Origin of the sequence: Streptomyces xanthophaeus, from assembly GCF_000725805.1 — a bacterium.
GTDB classification, from domain to species: domain Bacteria; phylum Actinomycetota; class Actinomycetes; order Streptomycetales; family Streptomycetaceae; genus Streptomyces; species Streptomyces xanthophaeus.
Genome location: NZ_JOFT01000032.1, coordinates 48,244 through 67,113 on the forward strand (window position 1 = coordinate 48,244; position 18,870 = coordinate 67,113).

An 18,870-nucleotide genomic window follows, 5' to 3' on the forward strand; every position below is an offset into this window, starting at 1 on the left:
GGACGGAACTCTCCATGACCGGCACCGATCTCACCGCCGCTGTTACCACCACCGCTGTTACCACCACCGCTGACACGTCCGTGTTCATCCCCTCCCCCGCGACCGCCTACCAGGGGGACATCGCCCGTTACTGGGACCACGAGGCCAGGCCCGTGAACCTGCGCCTCGGTGACGTCGACGGCCTTTACCACCACCACTACGGCATCGGCGACGTCGACCACGCCGCCCTCGGCGACGCGGACGACAGCGCGTACGAGAAGAGGCTGATCGCCGAACTCCACCGCCTGGAATCGGCCCAGGCCGAACTCCTCCTGGACCACCTCGGCGCCATCGGGCGCGATGACACCCTCGTGGACGCGGGCTGCGGCCGCGGTGGTTCCATGGTCATGGCCCACCAGCGCTTCGGGTGCAAGGTCGAGGGCGTCACCCTGTCGGCGAAGCAGGCCGACTTCGCCAACCACCGGGCCGGTGAACTCGGCATCCAGGACCACGTGCGCGCCCGCGTCTGCAACATGCTCGGCACGCCCTTCGAGACGGGGCAGGCCGCCGCCTCCTGGAACAACGAGTCGAGCATGTACGTCGACCTGCACGACCTCTTCGCCGAGCACTCCCGCATCCTCGAGGTCGGCGGCCGCTACGTGACCATCACCGGCTGCTGGAACCCGCGCTACGGCCAGCCCTCGAAGTGGGTCTCGCAGATCAACGCCCACTTCGAGTGCAACATCCACTCGCGCCGGGAGTACCTGCGCGCGATGGCCGACAATCGTCTCGTACCGCAGGCCGTCATCGACCTCACGCCCGAGACCCTGCCGTACTGGGAGCTGCGGGCCACGTCCTCGCTGGTCACCGGTATCGAGGAGGCGTTCATCAACTCCTACAAGGACGGCTCGTTCCAGTACGTCCTGATCGCAGCCGACCGCGTCTGAGCCCTTCGCCGTGCGGCTCCGCCGGCCGTTTCCGCGGCCGACGGAGCCGCACTGCCCGTCAGATGCCGCTGTCCGTGCGGAGCGACGGTGACGCGCCGCGCTGGTGCGGGACCGGCACGTGCGGGGACGGGGCCGGGAGCTCGTCCCGCTGGAGGGCGACCGTATGGGTCGGCGCGGGGATCGAGATGCCCTCCGCACGGAACCGCTTGTGCAGCCGCTTGATGAACTCGTGCTTGATCCGGTACTGGTCGCTGAACTCGCCGACACCCAGGATCACGGTGAAGTTGATGCGGGAGTCCGCGAACGTGTGGAAGCGGACCAGCCCTTCGTGGTCGGGGACCGCCCCGTTGATCTCGGTCATCACGCCGTCGACGACGTCGAGGGTCACCCGCTCGACGTGCTCCAGGTCGCTCTCGTAGCCCACGCCCGCCTGGACCAGGATCGAGAACTGGTGCTCGGGCTGGGTGAAGTTGGTCATGTTCGTCCGCGCGAGACGCCCGTTCGGGATGATGACCAGGTTGTTCGACAGGTTGCGCACCACCGTGTTGCGCCAGTTGATGTCGACGACGTACCCCTCCTCACCGCTGGTGAGCCGGATGTAGTCACCGGGCTGCACGGTCTTCGAGGCGAGGATGTGCACTCCGGCGAAGAGGTTCGCGAGGGTGTCCTGGAGTGCCAGGGCCACCGCCAGGCCACCCACTCCGAGCGCGGTGACCAGGGGCGCGATGGACACGCCGAGGGTCTCCAGGGCAACGAGGACGCCCATCACGAGGACCACGATCCGCGTGATGTTGACGAAGATGGAGGCCGACGCGGCCACCCCGGTGCGTGCCCCCGCCACGGACTGGACGAGGCCCGCGACGACCCGCGCCGCGCTGAGCGTGGCGATGAGGATGAGCAGGGCGGTCAGGGACTGGTTCACGAAGCCCGAGACCCGCGCGGTGAGCGGCAGGGTCGTGGCGGCCACCGCGGCGCCCGCGATGAGCGCGGCACCCGGGGCGATGGTGCGCAGCGCGTCGACGATGACGTCGTCCCCTCGCCACCGGGTCCGCTCGGCGTGCCGGCCCAGCCACCGCAGGAGGGCGCGCAGGAGCAGCCCGGCCGCGGCGCCCGCCGCCAGCGCGATGCCCGCGACCAGCCAGTCGTGCAGGACGAGATCGCGGTTCAACGGACCCCCTCCGCAGCGCGGCTCCGGCCGGGGCCCGGGGGCGTGGCGGCGGCGGGCGCTGCCGACCGTCGTATGAGGTGTGTCGTCACCTTGTCACCTGTCAGTTCGTCGTGCTGTCAACCGCGTTCGGGCGTGTGTACGCATCCGGAACGGGCTGCCATCCTGCCCCATGGCGAGGTGACGTACTGCAGGCGGGGCGGCGGCTACCGTCGTACGGCGGCGTGTTCGAGGACGGCGCGGACCTCTGCGGTGATCGCGCTCTCGTTGCGTTCGAACTCGGGGCCCGTCAGCAGCTGGGGATCGGACGGCAGTCCGGTGAGCACCGGGGTGTGGAGGTGGCCGCCGGGCAGGTGCGGGGCGAGTTCGGCGCGCAGCCGGTTGGAGCGGTAGGCGACCTCGTTGGACAGGTAGCCGCCCCCGCCGCCCGCCACGGCACGCGAACCCGGTGTCGGGCCGTCGGTCCGGTCGACGGGAGCCGTGCCGCCCGCCGGGATCTCGGTCACCTCGGTATTGAGGAGGACCGGGTACGGGGTCTGCACGGCGGAGGTCACCGCGTCGGCGGGCAGTGTGGTGCGGATGAACTCCGGGCCCGGGCCGAGGCCGGGGGCCGTCACCGGACGCTCGCGGGTGCCACCGGAGAGGGCGCGCGCGTTGTCGGGGTACGGGTCGGCGGACCGCGCCCGCCCCGCCCAGTCCTCCAGGGTGAAGATGCCGGGGTAGCCCTGGCTGACGCTGGTGATGATGTCGGCCGACGCGGGACCGGCGGCCAGGCGCGGGGCGAACGCCCGCTCCACCATGCCGGCGTCGAAGTCGGCGTACCGCACGGGCAGGACGACGGCGCGGATCTCCGCCGGGCTGCCGTCGGCGAGTGTCACGCGGCGCCCGTTGAGCTGTAGGGCGGCCGATCCGGACGGGTTGGCGCGGCGGATCTCCGCGTCGAGCCCGAAGGGGTCGAATCCGCTGATGAAGATCCTTCGTACGCCGGGTGCCGTCCGGAAGGCGTTGTCGGTGAGGCCGCGGGAGTCGTCCTCGAAGCGGGCGCGGAGAACCGCCCGGTCGACGGTGAACCGCGGCTGCCAGCGGGCGAGTTCGGCGGTCATGCCGAGCCGCGCCCAGTACAGCGGGCGATCGTCACCGGGGGCGAGGTCGCCGCCGGGCCGCTGCCCCTGGGCCCGCCGTACGGAGGCCTGCCAGAGGGCCTGGCCCCAGGAGCCGAGGATCCGTTCGGCCTCGGCGGGGGTGCGCGCCGCGCACAGGGCGGCGGGGAACCGCCGTACGAAGTCTCCGAACCCGGCACGTTCGACCAGGGCGGTGGTACGGGCGTCCGCGAGCCGTGCCTGTTCGGCATCGAGCGGCACGGAGGCCGGGGGGCGGCAGGCGGACGCGCCGTCGGCCGCGTGCGCGGGCGAGGCGACCGCCATGGGGAGGACGGTGACGAGAAGGGCAGCGGCCGATGCCGCACGCCGTAAGAGCATCATGCGATGTGACACTACTTAGCGGCCGTCACCCCTACCAGGCACACCGGCCGAACCGGCCAGGAGAGCACGCTCGCTGGCTCGACTCCGCTGTCGACGCGTCCGGTTCGATGCACGAAACTGCCCGCGCGGCAGCGCAACCTGCCCGGTGTCACGCATTGCCTGCGCTGCCTTTGGCCTGCACCGGGCGAGTGGCCCGACGCGTACGCGGGTGAGCGGGGCCTGTGGCCCCGGCCTTCCCCGGACCGTGTACCGAGGCGGATCGCGTCACCCGCGGGGGCCCAGCCGTTCGGTCTGCTTGAACGCCTTGGTCTGGTCCGTGGTGCAGTGCAGCGTGACGGTCAACTCGTGGGCGGTGATGGGATCCCAGTTGGTGGCGGCGCCCTGGCGGGTCCCGGTCGCATAGACCCCGGTGGACGTGTTCTCCCAGTTCGCCTCCGGAATGGTGACGCCGACCCCGCCAGGCTCGTTGACCTGCACTCCGCGCGGCACGATCCGCCCGCCGCCGAGGGCGAGGCCCGGGAGGACGAGACACAGGGCGGCGCACGCCAGGCGCGCCCTGCAGGTGGTTCTGCTCATGGCCTTCTCCTTCTGCTCGGGACGCTCGCTGCCCCAAGTCGCGAAGGTGCTGGGCGTCGAGGCTTTCGCCTTCGCCGGTACCTCCAACCCGCGCAGTACGGGAATCCCCGGATATCGACCGGTACGGCGACCGGGCAGCGTGAGGCGGCAAAGCCGCAGGTGAGGGGCTTGCTGGAAGTGGGCACAGCCAGGTACCGGCGTGACGTGACCGCTCCCCATTCCAGCTTGACGGCCGACGAGGGGGGGGTAGGCGCCAGCCGTGTCCGGCGGATGGTGCGGGCGCGGATCCAAGGAGCACATCATGATTCTCATCCTCGGACTCATCATTCTGATCGCTGCCGTCGTCGTCAGCCTGGCCGGAATCTTCGGAAATACCGGCGCTGGGCATGGCCTCGGTCTCGGCGGCGACTTCTCGATCTTCGGCTACCACGCCACGGGTTCCACCGGATCTCTCTTTCTGATCGGGATCATCGTCGGAGCCGCAGCCTTCCTGGGCCTCGCACTGGTCGTGATCGGCGCCCGCCGTTCGGCCCGGCGGGCCGCGCGAACCCGGCGGGAAGCCGGCGCATCACGGCGTGAGGCCGCAGTCGTCGACCGCGAGAGCGAGGAACTGACCCGGCCGGGCGATGACGCCCGCACCGGAACCAATGCTCCGGTGGCCGACGCTCCCCACCGTCGAAGCCGCTGGTTCGGACACCGAGCCGCGCCCCGCTGACGACTGACGCTTGAACAGTAAACGCAAGGTACAAACTGATAGAAGACTGCATGTGCAGCCTGGAATCCGCATTTGCATATGCATTAGCCCCCGTGCGCGAGAGACAGCCGCCACACCCTGCCCGCCTCTCCGCCGGCCCCCCGACGGGAACACCCCCGGAGGAGCGGGACCGGCACGTCAGCGAACGGCTCTCCTCCTGTGCGGCGCTGCTCGAACCGGCTCTTCGCGACGGAAGCAGCACGGCCGCGTACTGGACCGCCGCCATCCACGCCGGAGGGTCACCTTCCCCGAACACCAACACCGACGTCTGGGCGCTGCGCCTGAACACGCACCGCGGGCACGGAAAGCGCTGATCCTGCGCCGCCTCCGCACGGCGTCCGAGGCGCCCCGTGCATGCTGCGCCCCGGACCAGCAGTGTCACCTGAGGTCCCGTAGGGGGTCTTCGGGTCCCCCCTCAGCGGGATCCGGGTCCTCCCGCAGGGGGACTCAGTCTGCCGTGGCGGACGATGTGCAGCCGCCGTGTCCGAAGCCAGCATGTGCGTCATGACGACAGCCGACGTTCCCCTCCCCGCAGTCGCACCCGCGCCTGTCTGGGCTCGCCGCGCCGCCCACGCCATAGCCCTGTGCGCGCTCCCGTCCGGTCTGTGGCGCATCGCCATGGCCGCCGGAATCCACGTGGGCTACAGCGACCAGGTACTGCGCGACGTCTTCGACATCCCGGGCTGGGGCATCGCGTACGTCGTCGGCCTCTCCGTCCTTACCGAGGTGGCCGCTCTGTTTCCGCTGCTGCTCGTCAGCGACCGGTGGCAGCCGCTGCGCCCCCGGGCCCTCGCCACGCTGGCCTGGACCGCCTCGGGCCTCCTGGTCCTGGTGGCGCTGTGGCAACTCGTGGTCGCCTTCACCGTCGAAAGCCAGACGTACATGTCGAGCGATGCGGCACTCGCCGTCTGGTGGTTCGCCTTCGCCCCGCTGTTCGCCACCCCCGTCCTGATGACGGCAGTGACCTGGTCGTATGCGAAACGCCGCCGGATGGCGGAGCGCACGGGGCCGAGGGAGGCTTGAGGCATGCGATGGCGTAGGCCCGGTGCGGCAGCGGCCGTGGTGGCCGCCGTCCTGCTGGGGGCCGCCGCGCCGCCGCCGGGGGGCGGTGACACCGGGCGGCAGGTGGACATCGGCGGCGGACGGAAGCTGTACCTGCAGTGCTCCGGCTCCGGAAGTCCGACAGTGGTGCTGTTGGCCGGGCTGCACGAGTCCTCCGACCCGTGGTCCCTGACCGACACCACGGCGCCCGTGCCCAAGAGCCCGGCCGTGCTGCCGGGCGTGGCCGCGTTCACCCGGGTGTGCACCTACGACCGGCCGGGCACCATCCGCTACACGCAGCCGCCGGAGCTCACCGACCGCAGCACGCCCGTACGGGGCACCCGGGCGCTGCCCGCGATGGTCCAGGACCTGGACCGGGTGCTGACGGCCGGGCACGTGCCCGGCCCGTACCTGCTGGTGGGGCACTCCTTCGGCGGGATGCTCGCGCTGGGGTACGCGCAGGAGCACCCGGAGCGGACGCACGGGCTGGTCCTGGTCGATGCGCTGGGGCCGGCGCTGAAGCCCGCGATGGGGGCGGCCTGGCCGGCGTACGTCGAAGCGCTGCGGCATCCGGGTACGCCCTTCGACGCCGATCCCGACTTCGAGCAGGTCGACGTCGAGGGCGGGGTCACCGCCCTCGACGACGGCGGCCCGCTCCCCCCGGTCCCGGTGGCGGTGCTCAGCAAGACGGAACCCTTCGCCGCGCCGGCCATGATGTCCAAGGACCTGCTGGCGAAGCTGGAGGCGGCGTGGCCCAAGGCCCAGCAGGCCCTGGTGGGCCTGCGGCCACAGACCCCGCACCTGCTGGCGACCGGTAGCGACCACTACGTGCAGCTCCACGACCCTGACCTCACCATCGCGGCGGTCCGCCTCGTCGCGGACCGGGCTTCAGCGCAGCCCTAGACGGTCCCCGTACGAGTCGGACCCGTCGCGACGACGAGCCTGCCGGCGCGCATGGCAGGCGTGGGGAGTCAGGTGCCGAACAGGCGCAGTACCCGTGTGGCGTGGGGTAGGTCTTCGGGGCTGACGGCCGTTCCCGACAGGGGCATCAGGTCCCCGTTGACGCACTGGGTGCGCTCTTGGTGGTCGATCTCCCAGTCGCGCGTCCCGGTGGTCGCGGCCGAGCTGGCGGCGTAGAGCGGACGACGGCAGCCTTGGCACCAGTAGAAGACGCGTGTGCTCATCGCGGGCTCCGGGACGATGTCGGATCGACGGCCGGGATCACAGACAAACGGAATCTCTCATTCACACCGGCTGAAACGATCCGGCACGCCCCACGTCACCCTCTCGCTCCCGTTCGGCCGCCCCCTACCGGCCCGCCGTCCGCCCGCCGTCCGCCCGGCGGGGACGGCGGGGACGGCGGGAGCGGGTTCGCCGAAGCCGGTGGGCCACACGCTTCAGAGCGCGGTCGGCCCCGCGGACGCCTCGTCGCGGCGACGGTACTCGGCGTTGATGCGCTGGGCTTCCTCCAGCTGGTCCTCAAGGACCACGATGCGGCAGGCCGCCTCGATCGGGGTGCCCTGGTCGACGAGTTCCCGCGCCCTGGCGGCGATGCGCAGCTGGTAGCGGGAGTAGCGGCGGTGGCCGCCCTCGGAGCGCAGCGGGGTGATGAGGCGGGCTTCGCCGATGGCACGGAGGAAGCCCTGGGTGGTGCCGAGCATCTCGGCGGCCCGGCCCATCGTGTAGGCGGGGTAGTCGTCGTCATCGAGACGGCCGAACGAGTCGTCTGCTGTCATTTGCACCTCTCTGCGAAACACGTTGAGGGGCCCTGGCGCCGTACCGGCACCAGGGCCCCGAAGGAACTGCTACACCATCTGCCGACCCTCGTACAGCGTCGGCCCTCTGTTTCCGCTGATCCGACCGATATTCTGCCGGAGATGCGGGGATCGCGATTGCTTGACCGGAGACCACCTCGCTATCGATGTCCTGCGGTACCCGGGCTCATCACTTGCGCCCGGGCGATCCTGATGGCGCCTCGTTCCTCCGTTCCTCCCTCGGCGATCAACTGCTTTCCAAGCGGGTCCTGCGAACTGCACTTACTTCCACCGCGTCAACTGCGGTACCTCTCATGGCGGCCCCTGATGACTGCGGGCCACCCGGTCCGGTCGTCAGTCCCGTCGCCGTCCTGCAACAACCGTGGCTTCGACACTCCACCACCGCACCGTCCTGCGGGTACTGCTGCCCGGCAGTTCGTCTCTGCCGGGCCTTGCTTGATCTCGGCTACGTGAGAAACCATAGCCACACCGTTGGCGAATGTCTACTGCGGCGAGGATAGATTTTCACGCGCTCGCCAGTGAGGTAATCGGCTGTTCCCGGGTTGCGCAGTGGGCGTCGCCCATTCGGCGGCAGTGCAGCGGGCGGTGAGCCGGAGCACCGGCGGGTAGGACACCACCATGAACGTGCCCACGACCGGCGGCCGGAACCTGCGGGAGCAGCTCGGCTCGGCGCTGTTCAGCCGGGTGGCCGGACCGTCGGGCCCCGCAAACCGCGCGCGGATCCACGACACGCCAGGACCCCGCTGGTTCGGCGCCGACCGGCCCATCCGTACGGTGCACGGCGACGCCTCGATGTTCGTCGGGGGCCTGAGCGCGCTCCTGCTCCAGTCCCTGCACCCGCTCGCCATGGCCGCCGTCGCCGGCCACTCCGGCTTCCGCGGCGACCCGTGGGGCAGGCTCCAGCGGACGAGCACCTTCCTGGCTGTCACCACGTACGGCACCGCGCGGGACGCGCAGGACGCCGTCGACCGGGTTCGGGCGGTTCACGAACGCATCAGGGGCACGACCGCGGCGGGCGAACCCTACCGGGCGGCCGATCCCCACCTGCTGGGCTGGGTGCACGCGGCCGAAGTCGACAGCTTCCTGCGGGCGCACCAGCGCTTCGGCGCGCACCCGCTGGACGCGGCGGGCTGCGACGCCTACGTCCGGGACACCGCGCGGGTGGCGGCGGCGCTCGGCGTGCTGGATCCGCCCCGTGACCGGGCCTCACTGACCGCCCTGCTGGCGGAGTACCGGCCGGAACTGCGGGCCACCCCCGAGGCCCTCGACGCGGCCCGCTTCGTCCTCCACCAGCCACCACTGCCCTGGCCCGCCCGCGCGCCGTACGCGCTCCTCGCCGCGAACGCGATCGCCCTGCTGCCCCCGTGGTCGGCATCCCTGCTCGGCCTGCGCCCTCCCACGGGACGGTGGGAGACCTGCGTACGCCTGTCCGGGCACGCCCTGACGCGAACGATCCGCTGGGCGATGGCGCCGCCGCGCTGAGCCTCGCCCCCGGCGTCCCGGAGAAACCTGGTCGAGCGTCGTCGATCCATACCGTAGGGTTGGGTTCACCGACGCGGGGTGGAGCAGCTCGGTAGCTCGCTGGGCTCATAACCCAGAGGTCGCAGGTTCAAATCCTGTCCCCGCTACTGACCGGAAGGGCCCGGATCCATATGGATCCGGGCCCTTCTGTCGTACTCATACCGGGGTGGGTTCGACGGCGGACCAGCCCTTGGCCGTCGGGGTGAAGACGACTCCGCCCACCACCAGGAAGCCGGGCGGGCCGTCCGGACCGGGGCGGACCCCTCCCGGGACGGTGAACCGGCCGGTCTGCTTGTGGGACGCCAGGTCGATCACCACCCCCGTGGACCGGCACCGCACGTACGCCAGCCCGTCGGTCACCACCACCGCGTTCGAGGCCTCCGGGCGCTCCGGGTCGGTGCAGTCCTCGGCCAGCGGGACCCGCCACACGGCGCCGCCGGTCTGCTGGTCGAGCTCCATGAAGGCCGGTTCTCCCTCCGACGCGCTCGCCATCAGGTACACCTTGCCACCGGCCACGGCCGGTCCGGACAGCGTCGTGCCGGCGTACGGGATGTCCGTGCTCCGCCGCCTCGCCGGATCACCGCGCAGCACGCCCGCCCCGTTCTCCTTGCTGCACAGGAAGACGGTCGCGTCGGACTCGTCCCGGGCCAGCGTCAGTCCGCGCGTCTCGCACGTCCCGGGCATCGTGAAACGGGTGCCGTCCTCGGGGGTCCCGAAGGGCAGCTTCTTCCCCGTACCCCCGTCGAGGGCGGTCACGAAGGTCTGGAACCCCATGTCGGGCTTCTGGGAGCGCCCTTGTACGTACACCCGGTCCGCGGCCACCCGCAGCGCCGGATAGCCGTCCTCGGACTCCGGCACGGACTGCTGCCACAGGGACTTCCCGTACCGGGTCTCCAGGGCCGTGACCGTGCCGGACAGGTTGACCGCGAACACCCGGCTGCCGTCCGCGTCGAGCACGGGCCGCAACAGCTTGTCCTTCGTCGGGAATTTCCACCGGGGGGCGCCGTCGGCGAGGTCCAGCGCGGTGAACCCCTTGCGGCCGAGCACGATCACCGTGTGGGTGCCCGCGACCGGTCCGGGGGCCACCAGCGGGGCCTGCCCCTCCACGAAGTCCTCCAGGAGCTGCCCCCACAGCATCTCGCCGGTAGCCGCGTCGAACCGGCTGAGCACATCACCCGTACTGCCCTTGGGGCCGGGCGCCGTACATACCAGCGAGGAGTCCGCGTACGCGCAGGAGCCCTTGTTCTCCTCGCTGTTCCAGGCCCGCCAGCCGGCGGGGCGCCGGGCGGGCGTGTCCGCGTAGGCACGGCTGCCGGCCGCGCTGCCGCCGTCGGTGGCCAGGTAGGGGGCGAGGGTCCCGGTGACCGACGGCCCGCCGGGCGTACGCCCCGCGCCGTCGGGGTTCCCCGAGGGAGCCGCGGAGGACCGAGGGGCCTTCGCGCCCTCCCCCGGGCCGTCGTCCGCCTGGAAGAACCGCAGGTAGACCCCGCCGCCGGCCAGCAACGAAACCGCGAGCGCCCCGGCCAGGAGAACGCGCCGACGGGGCCGGCGGCGCCGCGCGGCCGACGCGTCCCCGACTTCCCCGGTCGGCGGCCCGGAGCGTCGGGTGAGCAGCCCGCCCCTGCCGGACGCGCGGGAACCGGCCGAACCGGATGCCAGGTCCCCTTCCGGTGCCGGCTCCGCCGGGTGCTCCGCGGTGGAGGCGCCGGCGCCGGGCCACGAGCCGGAATCGGGCCCGCTGGGGCCGGCGGTGTCCCCGCCTCGGCGCCCGCCCTGGTCCCCGCCCTGGTCCCCGCCCTCGCGGAGCGGGGTCTGCCAGTCGGCCGCCGGGATCTGCGCCAGCGCGGCCAGCAGCTCGTCCGGCCCCGGTCTGGCGCCCGCCTCCTTGGCCAGGCACGCACCGACCACGGCTCGCAGCGGATCGGCCAGCGCACCGAGGTCCGGCGCCTCCGACACCACGCGGTAGGCCGTCATGTAGTGCGAGTCCGCGTCGAAGGGCCCCCGTCCGGTCGCCGCGAACACCAGCACCGACCCCAGCGAGAACACGTCCGACGACGCCCGGACCCGGGCCGGGGCCGACAGTTGCTCCGGCGACATGTACGGCGGCGTCCCGAGGATCTGCCCGGTCGAGGTCAGCGTCTGCTGCCCGGCCGCCCGCGAGATCCCGAAGTCGATGACCCTCGGCCCGTCGTCCGTCAGCATGACGTTGTCCGGCTTCAGATCGCGGTGGATCACCCCGGTGGTGTGCAGCTCGCGCAGCGCCTCCACCAGTCCCAGGGCGAGCACGCGCAGCGCGTTCCCGCGCAGCGGCCCCTCCGCCTTGACCCGCGCGCCCAACGTCCGCCCCGGCACCAGCTGGGTCGCCATCCAGGGCCGCTCCGCGTCCGGGTCGGCATCCACCACCGCAGCGGTGAAGGCCCCGCTCACCCGCCGGGCGGCCGCGACCTCCTGCCGGAACCGGGTCCGGAACTCCGGGTCGTCGGCGAACTGCTGGTGCACCAGCTTGACGGCGACGAGGCGCCCCGAAGCGGCCCGCCCCGAGTACACCGTGCCCATCCCGCCCGACCCCAGCCGGGCAATCAGGGCATACCCACCGATCGCCCGCGGATCCCCGTCCCGCAGTGTCATGTCACGCCCCGCCCACCGGTGTACGTCCGTCGGCGGCACCCTATCCCGGCGACCTAAAAACCCGTACGGGGGCGGTGCCCGCCCCGCCGTCACGCCTCGCTCGTCGTCGACCGGCGGACGCGACGGATACGGATCGGGCCACGGGCTCGCGTCGGCTCGACGGCCCGGCCCGCCTGGGTGATTTCCACCTCGCCGGCCGCGACCAGGCGACGGGCGGCGCGGCGGGCCGGTTCCATGAGCGCGCGCCAGCCGTCGCCGTCTCCTGCGTGCACCGCTCGCGCCGCGTCGGAAGGGCAGATCGTCGCAGTCGGGCCACGACGCTCCAGGAGCTCCAGGATGGCTCGTTCCAAGCGCCGGTCCGTGTCCCGTTCGATGTCCGCCACTCCCCCAGTCTCGCAGCGGCGATGGCGCGCGGCCTGTCAGCGGCGGCCCGCCCCCACGGCAGCGAACCTTGGGGGGCGGTCCGCCTCCGGCCCCGCCGGGCGGCGTCCGAGTTTCCTCGCAGTTCAGTTCCAGGTGCTCTGCCGGGGGGATGGACGGGGTTCAGCCCGCTGCCGTGTCGAGCAGCAGCTTTGCGGCCGTCGCGACGGCCGGGGCCGGGCCGTCGCGTGCAGCCCGCGCGTCAACACCGCCTTGACGTATGCCCTTTACAAGCAAGAGTCACGGAAATATCCGCTTTAGGTAACACGCGGCCTTTTAGCCGGTTTCAGTCGCAACTCAGGGCAGAGTGTGCCTCCTCGGCAGGACGCCGGGAACTGCTCGAACCCGCCCGGCCCGCACGAGGCCGGTCCGGCTGACCGTTGAAGGGGCCATCCGTATGTCTGCTTCTGTCGCCACCCGCCGCACGCTCGCCGCGATCCTGGCCGCCGGCGCCCTGATCGGGGCCGCAGCGGTGCCGGCCACCGCCGACGACAACCGGCGCGACCACCGCGGCCAGCGCTCCTCCCTCGTCATCGGCGATGTGCGCAACGACGGCCGCGGGCGCGACAACCGCGCCCTGAACAGCGAGTGGGTCGAGGTTCGGAACAACGGGCGCCACAGCGCCGAACTCCGCGGCTTCACCCTCACCGACCAGCAGGGCAACCGCTACCGCTTCAAGGGCTTCCGCCTGGACGGCCGCTCCAGCGTCAGGATCCACACCGGGCAGGGCCGCGACACCCGGCAGGACCTCTACCAGGACCGCCGCCACCAGATCTGGGACGAGCGCGACACCGCCACCCTCCGCGACAACCGCGGCAACGTCATCGACACCCAGGCCTGGGGCCGCCGCGGACACCACCACCGCAGCCACTGACCCCAGGGCCACACCCCGGCGCGACGCCCCGGAGCGGCGGCGTCGCGCCCGGCACGCAGGACGGGGACGGCGGCCCGGGCCGTGCCGGTCGTGGGGCTCCGGGCGTCTACGGCGCGGGCGCGGGCGTCGGCTTGGGGTCCGTCTGCGGCCACGCCGCCAGCGCCGCGTCGACCACGCGGTCCAGTGTTTCTCGATCGGCCCCGTCGCACGCCTGCTGGTTCATGCCCTGGACGACAGCCGCGTAGAAGGCGGCCAGCCCGTCGGCGTCCACGTGCGCAGGCAGGAGTCCCGCGTCGACGTCGGAGCGGATGCGGGTGGCGATCGAAGCCTTGGTCCCCTCGCGCATCGCACGCAGCTGGGCCTTCACATCCTGCGAGCCGGGGCCGCAATTGGTCGCTGCCGAGATGATGAGGCAGCCCGGAGGGTGGCTCGGGTCGGTGTAGTCGGCGGCGAGGTGCCGCAGCAGCGCGGCGATGTCGGAGCGGGCGTCCGGGCCCTGCGGCACCGGGGTTCCGTACGTGCGCACGTAGAGCGCCACGGCCTCGTCGAACAGTTGCCGCTTGTCGCCGAAGGCGGCGTACAGGCTCGGCGGGTTGATCCCCATCGCCGCGGTGAGCGAGGCGACCGACGTCGTCTCGTAACCGTGGGTCCAGAACTCCCGCAGGGCGGCGGCCAGGGCCTGGTCGCGGTCGAAGGCGCGGCGGCTGCGCCTGGGGGCGGCCTTGGCCGGGGTGTGTCCGCTGCTCATGTGGACAGCCTACCGGCCGGCCGTAGCGATCGCTAAAGCAGCTCTGTTAGGGTCTGCTCATCGCCTAGCTTTAGTGACCGATAAAGCTGTGCGACGGCCCAGCCGACCCCACGAGAGGGACCTCCGATGACCACGACCACACCCGCCGCCTTCGCCCGTACCGTCCGGGGCACCGGCCCCGGCCTCCTCCTCGCCCACGGCGCGGGCGGCGGCATCGAGGCCAACTACGGACCGATCATGGACGGGCTCGCCGCACGGCACACCGTCGTCGGGGTCGACTACCCCGGCACCGGCGCCACCCCGAAGGCGCAGGCTCCTCTGGAGATCGACGAGCTCGCGGAGCAGCTGATAGCGGCAGCCGACGCCGAAGGCCTCGACACCTTCGCGGTGAGCGGGTACTCCCTGGGCGGACCCGTCGCGATCCGGCTCGCCACGCTCCACCCCGAACGGGTCAGCTCGCTCGTTTTGAGCGCGACGCTCGCGCACGCAGACACGCGCACCCACGTCGCCGCCTCCATCTGGCACGAGCTGTTCGAGGGCGGTCAGCACACCGTGCTCGCCCAATACCTGAACCTGATGGCGCTGAGCGAACCGGTCCTGAACTCCCTCACCCCGGCCCAGGTCCGCACCGCTGCCGAGCAGCTGGCGCCCGCACTCCCCCTCGGCACCCCGGAACAGGTCGACCTGGTCCGGAGGGTCGACGTGCGCGGCGACCTCGCCGGCATCGCCGTACCGACGCTCGTCGTGGTCACCACCGCGGATCCGCTCGTCTCCCCGAGCCTCCAGCGGGAGCTGGCCGCTTCCCTCCCCACTGCCGAGGTCGCCGAACTCCACACCGGACACATGCCGTTCGCAGAGCGTCCGCAGGAGTGGCTCGACCTCATCAGCGACTTCCTCACACGGAACCGGGAGCACTGACGACCCCGACCACCCTGTGATCTAATGACCTGTGCAATATCACATGTCATAGCGCGCCCCGAGAATGCCGGATCGGCGCGCCATCACGAGGAGCAGCAGCAGATGACCCGATTAGCACTTCTTGCAGCAGGTGCCGCAGGGCTGACCGTTCTCGCGATCACCCCCGCCCACGCCGACGCCGCCGTCCTGCCGGGCGGCCACTCGGAGGCCGTCACCTCCTGCGGGAACTCCCGCCTCCAGTCGGGCCTGAGCACGCGGCTGTGCGCCGAGGTCACCGGCACCACCGTCGAGTTCTACGGCACCGTCGCACTCGCCGGCCCGCCCTCCAAGGGCAGCCCGCCGCCCGCCGGACGCGAGCTGTTCACGACCCTCACCTCGGAGGTCGCAGGCGGCAGCACGCCGCAATCCCAGGCCAGGACGGTCATTTTCACTTCGGCGAACCTTGAGGTACGCGGTCTGGTCAGCACGGTCGCCTGCGGCTCGACCGTCCGCGGCACCTTCGGCGTGGCCTCTTTCCCCTGGGCGGCCAACCCTGTGACCCACGAGGTCACCGTCACCTGCTGACGACTCCCCTGCACACATCCACATGACCGCAGGCCGGCGGGTGGGCGTCACTGCCCGCCGCGCTTGCGGCCTGACGAAGGGGGCCCCGACCGGCCGGGGGGAGGCCGGCCGGGGCCGGCCCCTTCCGGCCGGGGGGGGGAGGGCAGGAAGGGGCGAACGGGGGTGAGCACAGAGGGGCACCGCCTCACGGCACCGGGTTTCTGCACCCACACCTAGATGAACGGTCAACGATCCCGGATGGTTCCCGCCCCACCGGTTCCGGCCGGCACCCCGAGTGACCAGCGAATCGGAGCCTGCCGGCTGCCTCACATACGCGCTGGCCTTTTCGGTTCGGGCCCGGAAGACTCGGTGGCCATGGACATGGGGATCTCTGGTTTCACGCCGTCCTTCCTGGTCGGGATCGCGGCGGTCCGCCAGGCGCACGGAGTGCGTCTCGCGACGCTCGCCGGGAGGCGACTGACGGGGTTCGCCTTGGTACGTTTCGTCGAGGACGGCGACTGGTTCGCCGACTGCCCGGTGGTCATGGACTTCGACGGGGTCCAGGTGGAGATCTGCCACTGGAAGCTCGACGAGCTCTCGGTCGGCTGGGACACGATCGACACTGCGGCGGCCATCACCGGGTGGGAGTGGTTCGAGCTCACGCCCCAGTGGTCCCACAGTGATGAACTCCTCGAAGCCTTCGTGGGCCAGGAGCTGCGCGAAGTCGCGCTGCTGGAGTGGCAGCCGGCGCATCGCGACGTGGCCGCCGGCACGGTGACGGTGGAGTTCGTCTTCGACGGGGGCCGCCTGCGGATCTTCAACGGCCTCGACGAGAACGGCATCGAAGTCGGCGAGACGCAGCCGGAGTACGTCCGGCACACGCTGAGCCGTTGACCGCTACTGCTCCGTCGGCCTGCGGAGCCGTTGGCGGCCGCTGCTACTGTGCAGCGATCATCACACCGCCTGGGGGGCGTATCTCATGAGTCCGGCTGCCGTTTTCCTGACCGTCGGCGCTGCCTGCTACCTGGTGGGGGGAGCCGTCGCGCTGAACATCCGGGGAACCGCGGTTTCCCTGGCGCGTCGGGCGTCGCGCAATGCGGAGCTGTCGAGGCACGCCCGCGGAGACCTCGGAGCCCCCGGACAGGTCATGTCCGCGACGGTCTACCGGTACTTGGGCGCGATGGTCGCCCTCTGCGGAGTCGTCTTCACGCTCGTCGGTCTCGTCGAACTGGCCTGACGGGCCGACAACGCCCGGTACGGCCCACCTCGCCCTTGGGCGCCACCCTCGGAGTCCGGCGTCGCCGGGGCGCCGTAGCCGTGAGGGTGAACCAGGAGATGAGATGGCAGCCTCTTCGCTGGAGAAACTGCAGGAACTGCTCGGTGAGCCGGTGTGCTGGGGCTGGGCGCAGCCACGTCTGTGGGAGGCGGCCGAGGAACATCTCGGCATTGCCCTCCCGGCCGACTACAAGACGTTCCTCGATCAGTACGGTCCGGGCGGGTTCGACGGGTTCCTGTGGATCGGACGGCCCGTGGACGGCACGGCCGAGGAGTTCGAACAGCTCTGGCCGGTGTCCGGTCGCCTCTGCCACCTCGACGGTCCTGGGCTCCCTCCGTTCCCGTTCCACCCCCGGCCGGGCGGACTGATCCCGTGGGGCGCTGAAGAGGACGGTGCGGCCTTCTACTACTTCCTCCCCGAAGAGCCCGACCCGGCCGACTGGCGGATCGTCGTCGAAACGGAGGACGGACACTGGCACGAAGCACCCGGCCCCTTCACCGCATTCCTCCTCGGCCTCGCCGAGGGCGCCTACCGGCCACCGCACCTGCGCCGCTACCGCCCCGGCCCCACGGTCCGCTACCAGCCGGAACCCGCACCCTGACCACACGCCGGTAGTGCACCTGCGGTGGTGAGGCCGGGTGGTTCGGTGGTCAGGTGGGCGGGATGCGCGGCGATCAGATCGGCTGCGACAAGATCAGAGAGAGGCGGCTCAGGGGCAGGGCTCTTCGGTCTTGGCCACGGTGAACGCCAGGGGCTGGCCGGTGAGCGGCCGGCCGGCCTTCGGGTCCTGGGTGCACACCTTCCAGTTCGACTCCTGAAGGACCGTGCGGTGCTGCACCGCGTCCTTCACGGTGATGCTCGCGTTGGCGGGCAGGGCGCCCCGGACCGCCTTCATGCCCTGGCCGACGAAGTCGGGCATGGTGTCCCCGGCGGGCTTCGGGGCGGGAGCGTCCGCAGCGGGGCAGGTCTCTTCGAGCTTGACCGCACCGAAGTCGATCGTGCTGTCGGTGTCGACGCCCGCGCCGGCAGCCGGGGTCTGCGAGCAGACCTTCCAGTTCCGGTCCAGGGCCTGGAGCCGTTCGCGGCCGAGCGCGTCATGGGACTTGAGGGTGAGGAACCCGGCGGCCTGCGCCTCGTCCTGGGCCGCTTGGAGGCCCTTGCCGACGAGGTCGGGGAGGACGGCGGTCTTCGAAGCGGGCGCGCTGCCCGTGCGCGCGGCGCTCGGGCCGCCGGCGGGCCCGTCCGGTGCGGGTGCGCTCTGCGGGTTGCAGGCGGTGAGGGCGAGAGCGGCGGCTGCCGCGAGGACGGCGGCAGTGTGGTGTGTGCGCATCGCGCCATGTTCGCCGGGGTGGACCCGTTGTGTGGGGCCTTTGACCGTTCTGTGACATGAACGCGCATCCGCGAACGGGCTTCCGCACCTGCGCAATTGGAGGGCTCCGCGTCAGCGCGGGGAGAGCACGCAGAACTCGTTGCCCTCCGGGTCGGCGAGGACGGTCCACGGCACGTCACCCTCCCTGACGTCGGTGTCCGTGGCGCCGAGCGCCCGCAGCCGGGCCACCTCCGCCGCCGGGTCGTCACCGGGGTACGGCCGGAGGTCGAGATGGACGCGGTTCCACACGGTCTTCACGTCGGGCGTGCGGACGAACTCCAGATACGGGCCGACGCCTTTGGAGGAGCGCAGCACCGCCTGGTCGTCGGTCACCGAGTGCAGTGTCCAGTCCATCGCCTCGCCCCAGAACCGGGCCATGGCCCGTGGGTCCGCGCAGTCGACGACCACCGCGGCCATCGGCCCGGTGTCCCGGTACACCTCCCGGGGCTCCAGCACGCAGAACTCGTTGCCCTCCGGATCCGCGAGGACCGTCCACGGCACGTCACCCTGGCCCACGTCGGCGGGCGTCGCACCAAGATCCCGCAGACGCGCGACCAGCTCGGCCTGATGGGCGGCCGAGGTGGTGGCGAGGTCGACGTGCACGCGGTTCTTCACCGTCTTGGGTTCCGCGACGGCAACGAGGTCGATACAGAGGGCGGCAGGGTCGGGATAGGCGAAGTCCGGGGGTTCGAGGTTGGTCACGCCAGGTGCCTCGCTGTCCATGCTCCAGCCGAGCACCTGCGCCCAGAACCGCCCGAGCGCGGAGTCGTCCCGAGCTTGCATGTTGATCTGCACGAGCCGCATCGCCATGCAGCCGATCCTAGGCACACCGTCCTGCGACGACCAACGCACATA

Annotated in this window: 22 protein-coding genes and 1 tRNA gene; 13 read left to right on the top strand and 10 right to left on the bottom strand. The window is 71.7% G+C overall.

The window, feature by feature from the left end; all coding sequences use genetic code 11:
• Positions 1-14 precede the first annotated feature (14 nt).
• Positions 15-926 carry a geranyl diphosphate 2-C-methyltransferase gene (locus tag IO30_RS0120855; protein ID WP_031145051.1) on the top strand — a complete coding sequence of 304 codons (912 nt, stop codon included), beginning with the start codon at positions 15-17 and terminating at the stop codon, positions 924-926.
• A 58-nt stretch (positions 927-984) separates the two neighbouring features.
• Here the strand turns inward: IO30_RS0120855 and IO30_RS0120860 are convergent, their stop codons facing one another.
• From IO30_RS0120860 to IO30_RS0120870, 3 genes are all read right to left on the bottom strand, one after another.
• Positions 985-2,094 (bottom strand): mechanosensitive ion channel family protein, encoded by a 1,110-nt coding sequence (locus tag IO30_RS0120860; RefSeq protein WP_031145052.1) that lies wholly within the window; start codon positions 2,092-2,094, stop codon positions 985-987.
• A gap of 203 nt (positions 2,095-2,297) precedes the next feature.
• The gene (locus tag IO30_RS0120865; RefSeq protein WP_031145053.1) at positions 2,298-3,572 is read right to left on the bottom strand and encodes a C15 family peptidase; all 1,275 of its coding nucleotides are present in this window, start codon (positions 3,570-3,572) and stop codon (positions 2,298-2,300) included.
• 264 nt (positions 3,573-3,836) lie between these two features.
• On the bottom strand, positions 3,837-4,148 hold the full coding sequence (locus IO30_RS0120870; RefSeq protein WP_031145054.1) for a hypothetical protein: 312 nt from the start codon (positions 4,146-4,148) through the stop codon (positions 3,837-3,839).
• Positions 4,149-4,449: 301 nt separating this feature from the next.
• On the opposite strand from IO30_RS0120870, the gene IO30_RS0120875 reads away from it, so the two are divergent.
• The 4 genes from IO30_RS0120875 (at position 4,450) to IO30_RS42085 (ending at position 6,846) form a co-directional block, all read left to right on the top strand.
• The gene (locus tag IO30_RS0120875) at positions 4,450-4,863 is read left to right on the top strand and encodes a hypothetical protein (protein WP_051902465.1); all 414 of its coding nucleotides are present in this window, start codon (positions 4,450-4,452) and stop codon (positions 4,861-4,863) included.
• 92 nt (positions 4,864-4,955) lie between these two features.
• Positions 4,956-5,216, top strand: coding sequence for a hypothetical protein (locus IO30_RS43685; RefSeq protein WP_078904777.1), 261 nt, complete (start codon positions 4,956-4,958; stop codon positions 5,214-5,216).
• Between the two features lie 181 nt (positions 5,217-5,397).
• Entirely contained in the window at positions 5,398-5,925 is a 528-nt protein-coding gene (locus IO30_RS0120880; protein WP_031145056.1) for a hypothetical protein, read from the top strand.
• Positions 5,926-5,928: 3 nt separating this feature from the next.
• Complete coding sequence (locus tag IO30_RS42085) at positions 5,929-6,846, top strand: alpha/beta fold hydrolase (protein ID WP_078904778.1); 918 nt, start codon at positions 5,929-5,931, stop codon at positions 6,844-6,846.
• A 68-nt stretch (positions 6,847-6,914) separates the two neighbouring features.
• On the opposite strand, the gene IO30_RS0120890 is transcribed toward IO30_RS42085, so the two are convergent.
• On the bottom strand, positions 6,915-7,127 hold the full coding sequence (locus IO30_RS0120890) for a hypothetical protein (protein ID WP_031145058.1): 213 nt from the start codon (positions 7,125-7,127) through the stop codon (positions 6,915-6,917).
• 213 nt (positions 7,128-7,340) lie between these two features.
• Positions 7,341-7,679 (bottom strand): MerR family transcriptional regulator, encoded by a 339-nt coding sequence (locus IO30_RS0120895; RefSeq protein WP_031145059.1) that lies wholly within the window; start codon positions 7,677-7,679, stop codon positions 7,341-7,343.
• A gap of 657 nt (positions 7,680-8,336) precedes the next feature.
• On the opposite strand from IO30_RS0120895, the gene IO30_RS0120900 reads away from it, so the two are divergent.
• Together IO30_RS0120900 and IO30_RS0120905 are read left to right on the top strand one after the other, a co-directional pair.
• Positions 8,337-9,200, top strand: a complete 864-nt coding sequence (locus tag IO30_RS0120900) for an oxygenase MpaB family protein (protein ID WP_031145060.1) — start codon at positions 8,337-8,339, stop codon at positions 9,198-9,200.
• Positions 9,201-9,272: 72 nt separating this feature from the next.
• A tRNA-Met gene (locus IO30_RS0120905) sits at positions 9,273-9,346 on the top strand.
• A 49-nt stretch (positions 9,347-9,395) separates the two neighbouring features.
• On the opposite strand, the gene IO30_RS42090 is transcribed toward IO30_RS0120905, so the two are convergent.
• Both IO30_RS42090 and IO30_RS0120915 read right to left on the bottom strand, forming a co-directional pair.
• A complete protein-coding gene (locus IO30_RS42090; protein ID WP_051902468.1) occupies positions 9,396-11,795 on the bottom strand; it encodes a protein kinase domain-containing protein in 2,400 nt (799 codons plus the stop codon).
• 161 nt (positions 11,796-11,956) lie between these two features.
• Entirely contained in the window at positions 11,957-12,250 is a 294-nt protein-coding gene (locus IO30_RS0120915) for a DUF3253 domain-containing protein (protein ID WP_031145062.1), read from the bottom strand.
• Between the two features lie 434 nt (positions 12,251-12,684).
• Between IO30_RS0120915 and IO30_RS0120920 the strand changes: the two genes are divergently transcribed.
• On the top strand, positions 12,685-13,161 hold the full coding sequence (locus tag IO30_RS0120920; protein WP_031145063.1) for a lamin tail domain-containing protein: 477 nt from the start codon (positions 12,685-12,687) through the stop codon (positions 13,159-13,161).
• Positions 13,162-13,267: 106 nt separating this feature from the next.
• On the opposite strand, the gene IO30_RS0120925 is transcribed toward IO30_RS0120920, so the two are convergent.
• The gene (locus IO30_RS0120925; protein ID WP_031145064.1) at positions 13,268-13,909 is read right to left on the bottom strand and encodes a TetR/AcrR family transcriptional regulator; all 642 of its coding nucleotides are present in this window, start codon (positions 13,907-13,909) and stop codon (positions 13,268-13,270) included.
• A 126-nt stretch (positions 13,910-14,035) separates the two neighbouring features.
• Here IO30_RS0120925 and IO30_RS0120930 point away from each other — a divergent pair, with 126 nt between their 5' ends.
• The 5 genes from IO30_RS0120930 to IO30_RS0120950 all read left to right on the top strand — a co-directional run bounded on the left by IO30_RS0120930 (position 14,036) and on the right by IO30_RS0120950 (position 17,247).
• Complete coding sequence (locus IO30_RS0120930) at positions 14,036-14,827, top strand: alpha/beta fold hydrolase (protein WP_031145065.1); 792 nt, start codon at positions 14,036-14,038, stop codon at positions 14,825-14,827.
• Between the two features lie 102 nt (positions 14,828-14,929).
• On the top strand, positions 14,930-15,391 hold the full coding sequence (locus tag IO30_RS0120935) for a hypothetical protein (RefSeq protein WP_031145066.1): 462 nt from the start codon (positions 14,930-14,932) through the stop codon (positions 15,389-15,391).
• A 354-nt stretch (positions 15,392-15,745) separates the two neighbouring features.
• Positions 15,746-16,264 (top strand): hypothetical protein, encoded by a 519-nt coding sequence (locus IO30_RS0120940; protein ID WP_031145067.1) that lies wholly within the window; start codon positions 15,746-15,748, stop codon positions 16,262-16,264.
• Between the two features lie 85 nt (positions 16,265-16,349).
• The gene (locus IO30_RS45520; protein ID WP_031155549.1) at positions 16,350-16,607 is read left to right on the top strand and encodes a hypothetical protein; all 258 of its coding nucleotides are present in this window, start codon (positions 16,350-16,352) and stop codon (positions 16,605-16,607) included.
• 103 nt (positions 16,608-16,710) lie between these two features.
• A complete protein-coding gene (locus tag IO30_RS0120950; protein ID WP_031145068.1) occupies positions 16,711-17,247 on the top strand; it encodes an SMI1/KNR4 family protein in 537 nt (178 codons plus the stop codon).
• A 108-nt stretch (positions 17,248-17,355) separates the two neighbouring features.
• On the opposite strand, the gene IO30_RS0120955 is transcribed toward IO30_RS0120950, so the two are convergent.
• On the bottom strand, positions 17,356-17,976 hold the full coding sequence (locus IO30_RS0120955; protein WP_031145069.1) for a PASTA domain-containing protein: 621 nt from the start codon (positions 17,974-17,976) through the stop codon (positions 17,356-17,358).
• A 111-nt stretch (positions 17,977-18,087) separates the two neighbouring features.
• A complete protein-coding gene (locus IO30_RS0120960) occupies positions 18,088-18,825 on the bottom strand; it encodes a VOC family protein (protein ID WP_031145070.1) in 738 nt (245 codons plus the stop codon).
• Positions 18,826-18,870: the final 45 nt, after the last annotated feature.